Consider the following 1,204-nt stretch of genomic DNA (forward strand, 5'->3'; position numbering starts at 1 on the left):
CTAAGAGAAGACAAAATTGTGGCTACAAGAAAATCTTCTACCTCGCTAAACAGGCTCAAAAACAATACGAACAAACCCTCGTTGAGGCTCGAGAAGGAACACCTCTCAACTCTCAAACGTTCTGGGATATGGATAAAGTCATTTCTGATGGTGTGAAAAAGGGACAACACATCTATCACATCCTTAAAACGCATAACCTTGATGTCAGTTCCTCAACCGTCTATCGACACATCCGTAAAGGATACCTTTCTATCGCTCCTATTGATCTGGCTAGAGCTGTAAAATTCAAAGAAAGGCGCAAATCTATCCTGCCTTCTATCCCTAAAGAAGCTAAAAAAGGGCGTTCTTATGAGGACTTCCAAAACTACCTGACACATAGACAACTGACCTCTTGGCTTGAAATGGACACCGTTATTGGACGGGTTGGCGGAAAAGTATTACTCACCTTCAATTTGTCTTTCTGTAACTTTATCTTCGCTAGACTTCTGGACAATAAAACCGCTCTTGAGGTCGCTAAACACTTCTATGTCATCAAGAACACACTTTATGAGGCTGATAGAAATTTCTTCGATGTTTTCCCTATCATTCTTACAGATAATGGCGGAGAATTTGCCAGAGTTGATGACATCGAGATGGATATCAGAGGTGAGATTAAACTATTCTTTTGTGACCCTAATCGCTCTGACCAGAAAGGAAAAATTGAGAAAAATCACTCCCTTATTCGCGATATTCTACCAAAGGGAACTTCTTTTGATAACTTAACTCAGGACGATATCAACCTAGTCTGTTCTCATGTCAATAGCGTGAAACGCGCTGCTTTGAATGGGAAATCAGCTTATGAGCTCTTTACCTTTACCTATGACGAAGAACTGGCTAAACTTCTTGGCATTTCCTTAATTCCCGCAGAAGACGTCTGTCAGTCCCCAAAATTACTCCAACATAAATTCTAAAAACTAATCTAAATATAAGCCACTCAAACGTCTCACACTAACTTCCACCATAACGGAACTTAATCTGAAACGCTTTCAGATGAGGGGATTTTGTGTACCCTTTTTTCACCTAAATTCGCCTAAAAATGCAATAAAATCAACCATTATAAAAACCAGTGGAACTTACCCTGACACGGATTTCCACTGGTTGTTAGAGGTTTTATCAGATTAACTTCCACTTTAACAGACGGTGGAAGTTAGTTTGGGAATTTAGC

General features: G+C 39.8%; 1 protein-coding gene. It reads left to right on the forward strand.

The genetic code is table 11. The annotated features are described in order from the left end of the window. On the forward strand, nt 1-950 hold a 950-nt coding region (locus EAF07_RS10385; protein WP_121836466.1), incomplete at its 5' end, for an IS30 family transposase. Nucleotides 951-1,204 lie beyond the last annotated feature (254 nt).

This window comes from Streptococcus hillyeri (assembly GCF_003686955.1).
Classification (GTDB): domain Bacteria; phylum Bacillota; class Bacilli; order Lactobacillales; family Streptococcaceae; genus Streptococcus; species Streptococcus hillyeri.